General features: G+C 63.3%; 4 protein-coding genes and 1 pseudogene. 1 reads left to right on the top strand and 4 read right to left on the bottom strand.

Going from position 1 to position 3,812, the window contains the following annotated elements; translation table 11 throughout:
* The 4 genes and pseudogenes from MOV75_RS30325 to MOV75_RS30310 form a co-directional block, all read right to left on the bottom strand.
* Window positions 1-185 (bottom strand): annotated as a pseudogene (locus MOV75_RS30325) (hypothetical protein); the annotation flags it as partial.
* A gap of 128 nt (window positions 186-313) precedes the next feature.
* Entirely contained in the window at window positions 314-472 is a 159-nt protein-coding gene (locus MOV75_RS30320; RefSeq protein ID WP_246927483.1) for a hypothetical protein, read from the bottom strand.
* 73 nt (window positions 473-545) lie between these two features.
* Window positions 546-722 (bottom strand): hypothetical protein, encoded by a 177-nt coding sequence (locus tag MOV75_RS30315; RefSeq protein ID WP_246927481.1) that lies wholly within the window; start codon window positions 720-722, stop codon window positions 546-548.
* 158 nt (window positions 723-880) lie between these two features.
* Window positions 881-1,531 carry a glutathione S-transferase family protein gene (locus MOV75_RS30310; RefSeq protein ID WP_246927478.1) on the bottom strand — a complete coding sequence of 217 codons (651 nt, stop codon included), beginning with the start codon at window positions 1,529-1,531 and terminating at the stop codon, window positions 881-883.
* A gap of 648 nt (window positions 1,532-2,179) precedes the next feature.
* Between MOV75_RS30310 and MOV75_RS30305 the strand changes: the two genes are divergently transcribed.
* Window positions 2,180-3,382 (top strand): pyridoxal phosphate-dependent aminotransferase, encoded by a 1,203-nt coding sequence (locus MOV75_RS30305; RefSeq protein ID WP_063203616.1) that lies wholly within the window; start codon window positions 2,180-2,182, stop codon window positions 3,380-3,382.
* The last annotated feature ends 430 nt before the right edge of the window (window positions 3,383-3,812 follow it).

The raw sequence follows: 3,812 nt of genomic DNA, 5'->3' as shown, positions 1-3,812 counted from the left end.
ATCACCGCGACGGCTGCGCTGGTGATGGCGGAGGCGAGACCCGACAGCGCGCCGGCAAGCGCCACGATGCCGACGAGCAACGGCGCGGGCGAGGGAGTGGGGATAAAGCGATCGAGGAGCATCGCCAGCAGCAGGGTTGCTGCCGTCAACACCGGACCGGAGATCGCACGCCATCCGAACCGCATGGACCAGTCTCGCTCCTCCCGAACGAGGTAAAACCGCAACTCTGACTGATGGTTGCGCCATTGCGATGTGTTTTCGTGCGGTGTGCCTAAGGCGCGCTTGCTTGCAAGTGTAAGGCTTTCGGATGATTTTAAACGAGGTGCGTGTGCTTGACGCGCTGTTGCTGCGCAGGCGCGTTCAGCGTCGACGGCCCCGGGCCCTTGCGGGTGCCGACGACAATCAGCAGCGACGCCGCGACCAGGATCGCCGCGGTCAGTGTGATTGCAACGACTACCACAGGTGATTTCATCGACGTCCTGTTGCGATGCCGGTGGGCGCGGGGCATGCAGCGCCTTGAAGGCTGGACCAGGATGAAACGGGAGTCAGACCGGCAGGCCCATCGCCATGGTCGCCTTGGTCGACAGCACCGTCAGGGTGACGATCAGGCACAGCGAGAGCGCGGCGACGGCGAGCGAGGCCGCGACCGCGTTGGTCAGTCGGGAAGACGCGACGGTATCGGGATGGCCGTGAAAGCCTGCCGTGCCGGACGCCCGTATCATGGTCTAAATCCCTCAACGCGCGAGCGAATCACCCGCGACTTTCTACAATTTCCCAGTTTCAACCGGCAATATTGCGGCGGCTCTCGCGATGAAAATGGCCAGATTGCGGCAAATATTACCTTTATACCCGCTATTTCCGCAGAGCAGGGCGGGCGACGTCAGGCGCTGGCGGCGATGCTGGCGGGATCGTCGATGTCGGCCGGCCGCCAGTCCATCGACACGAAGCCGGGAGCGGCTTCCACCCGCTTCAGCCAGTCCCGGATCGCAGGGAAGGCCTGGAGGTCGAAGTCGCAGCGGTCGGCCAGGTGGGTGTAGCCGTACAGCGCGATGTCGGCGACCGTGAGCTGGCGCGCGGCGAAATAGGCGTTGGTCTTGAGGTGGTTCTCCATCACCTGGAGCGCGCCATAGCCGCGCTCCATCCAATCTTCCAGCGAATGGGTCTGGAGGTCGCGGCCGCCCTTGACCAGCGACAGCCAGAAATAGGCGGCGCCGATGTTCGGTTCGAGCGCGTGCTGCTCGAAGAACATCCATTGCAGCGCCTCGGCACGGTCGATGCGGTTCTCGGGCGCAAGCGGAGTGCCGACGGCGACGTACCAGAGGATGGCATTGGATTCGGCGAGATAGCGGTCGTTGCCGACCTCGAGCAGCGGCACCTGTCCCGACGGGTTCTTGGTCAGGAAGTCCGGCGTGCGGCTCTCGCCGCGCAGAATGTCCACCTCGATCGCTTCGTAAGGCAGGTTGAGCAGTGCCAGCGCAAGGCGGACCTTGTAGCTGTTGCCCGAGCGTTGCATCGAATAGAGCTTGTACATTCCGGGAAGTTCGAATCCTAGGACGGGAATACGCGGCGCTCGTGACCCCGCGACGCGGCTAAACAATGATGCCGATGCGAATCCGCCGCAAGGGCCGGCCAATAGAAAAACTCGAAAACCCTACCGCACTGCAACGGTGCAGAAGATCATTTTCGCGCGACGCTGCAAATCAGATCACGCTTGCGTCAGCGCGTCGTGGCTTTGCTCTGCGGGATCGTGAAGCGGGTAGGGCATCGTAGACTATCGGGGACAAGTCCAATGCCTCAGCATCGTCATGGCCGGGCGGTCCCGGCCATCCACGTGTTGCCACACGGCACGAAGAACGTGGATGCGCGGGCCTTCGCCTCGCCGAAGCGGCTTCGGCCGCGCAGGCGGGGCAAGCCCAGGCATGACGGCGAGCGGTTTTCGTCGCAGCACCAAACACGCAAAATTGCTCCGAGGACACGCCTTGCCGGATATGAGCAAATCCGGAGGCAAAGTTGCGGAAAATTGCGGGACATCGTGCCTCGAAACGCGTCCCACCCGTAAGTTTTTCCGGGATCGGGCCGAAGTTTCTTGCGATGCAGCGGCTCACGTTTTAGGGTGGACACATTCCCACAATCGGAGTCGTGAGACGAAAGGTTTCACGACGCTTGTCAGGAGATGACGATGTCCTTCCTTGCCGCTGCGCTCGACCGTGTGAAGCCGTCCGCGACCATCGCGGTCACGGATAAAGCACGCGCGCTGAAAGCGGCTGGCCGCAACGTCATCGGCCTTGGCGCCGGCGAGCCCGACTTCGACACGCCCGCCAACATCAAGCTGGCGGCGATCCACGCCATCGAGGCCGGCAAGACCAAGTACACCGCAGTCGACGGCATTCCCGAGCTGAAGGACGCGATCATCGCCAAGTTTCAGCGCGAGAACGGCGTCACCTACAAGCCGAACCAGATCATCGTCGGCACCGGCGGCAAGCAGGTGCTGTACAACGCGCTAATGGCCACCATCAATCCGGGCGACGAGGTGATCATTCCCGCGCCGTACTGGGTCAGCTATCCTGAAATGGTGGCGCTCGCCGGCGGCGAGCCGGTGCCGGTGGTCTGCACCGCCGCGACTGGTTTCAAGCTCCAGGCCGAAGCCCTCGAGCGCGCGATCACGCCGAAGACCAAATGGGTGATCCTGTGCTCGCCGTCGAACCCGACGGGAGCTGCCTACACGCGTTCGGAACTGAAGGCGCTCACCGACGTGCTGGTGAAGCATCCCCACGTCTGGGTGATGACCGACGACATGTACGAGCACCTCGTCTATGACGACTTCCAGTTCACCACTGTCGCGCAGGTCGAGCCGAAGCTCTACGACCGCACGCTCACCGTGAACGGCGTGTCGAAGGCCTATTGCATGACCGGCTGGCGCATCGGCTATGCCGGCGGCCCCGCGCAGCTGATCAAGGCGATGGCGACCATCCAGTCGCAGTCGACTTCGAACCCGTCCTCGATCGCGCAATGGGCCGCGGTGGAAGCTCTGAACGGTCCGCAGGACTTCATCCCCGCCAACAACAAGGTGTTCAAGGAGCGGCGCGACCTCGTCGTCTCCATGCTCAACCAGGCCAAGGGGATCGAATGCCCGCGTCCCGAGGGCGCCTTCTACGTCTATCCGTCCTGCGCCGGCACGATCGGCAAGACCGCGCCGTCGGGCAAGGTGATCGGCAATGACGAGGACTTCGTCACCGAGCTGCTTGAGACTGAAGGCGTCGCGGTGGTGCAGGGTTCGGCCTTCGGCCTCGGCCCGGCGTTCCGCATCTCCTACGCGACCAAGACCTCGGATCTCGAAGACGCCTGCAAGCGCATCCAGCGCTTCTGCGGCAATCTGCGGTAAGGCTGTCGCGACAAGCGGTGTCTTCTTCCCGCTCTTGTGGGATGGGAGTTCTCTCCGCGAGTCTGGAATCGTAGGGTGGGCAAAGGCGCACTTGCGCTGTGCCCACCGTCTCTCTCGATCGCAAAAAATGCGTGGGCACGCTTCGCTTTGCCCACCCTACGACATCTCCGAAAAGGCCCGCCTCCGGCGGGCCTTTTCGTTGTTTGCACGCTAATCCCCGTGCACGATCTGGCACGGCCACGGCTCTTGTGGCATAGACACGCAACGCGGGTGGAGCGCTCTCTGCTCGCACCACATCATCGCCGGAGATATTTCATGCGCCGTTCGTTCATCTTCGCCGGGCTCGCAGCCGCCAGCCTCGTTGCCTCCAGCGTGGGCGGCAGCGCGCAGCAGCAGCGGATGGCGCGGGTCGGTGTGCTCGAATGCCGTG

This window comes from Bradyrhizobium sp. PRIMUS42 (assembly GCF_023006515.1).
Lineage (GTDB): Bacteria > Pseudomonadota > Alphaproteobacteria > Rhizobiales > Xanthobacteraceae > Bradyrhizobium.
This window is presented reverse-complemented; position numbering and strand designations above follow the sequence as displayed.